At 32.4% G+C, this 555-nt stretch carries 1 protein-coding gene; it reads left to right on the top strand.

From position 1 onward, the window contains the following. Window positions 1–555, top strand: a 555-nt coding sequence (locus KA858_RS05665) for a type I restriction endonuclease (RefSeq protein ID WP_210135209.1), incomplete at both ends; no start/stop codon positions are given.

Below are 555 nucleotides of genomic sequence, written 5' to 3'. Positions count from 1 at the left end.
ATTAGTTAATGGTTTACCATTAGTTCAAATAGAATTGAAGCGTAGTGGGGTAGCGATTACGGAAGCATTTAATCAAATTGAGCGTTATCGCCGTCAAAACTATACTGGTTTATTCCGATACATACAATTATTTGTCGTTAGTAACAAAATGGAAACACGCTACTATGCCAATAGTGATCGTGAAATCTTTAAGGGACAAATGTTTTATTGGAGTAATGAACAAAATGAGCGTATTAACTATCTTAAAGACTTTATTGAAGACTTCTTAGAACCATGTCACATTGCTAAGATGATTAGTCGTTATATGATTGTCAATGAAACAGATAAAATTCTAATGGCATTACGTCCTTATCAAGTCTATGCGGTTGAGGCTATTTTAAATCGTGCGTTAGAAACAAATAACAATGGTTACATTTGGCATACCACAGGTAGTGGTAAAACACTGACTTCATTTAAAGCGAGTCAATTATTATCACAAGAAGAAAATATTAAAAAAGTGATTTTCTTAGTCGACCGTAAAGACTTAGATAATCAAACGTTAGCTGAATTTAATAA

The sequence above is a fragment of the Staphylococcus sp. GDX8P80P genome (assembly GCF_017893095.1).
In the GTDB taxonomy this organism is placed as follows: domain Bacteria; phylum Bacillota; class Bacilli; order Staphylococcales; family Staphylococcaceae; genus Staphylococcus; species Staphylococcus borealis.
Note: the sequence above shows the minus strand (reverse complement) of the source record. Positions and strands in the feature narration are given on the sequence as shown.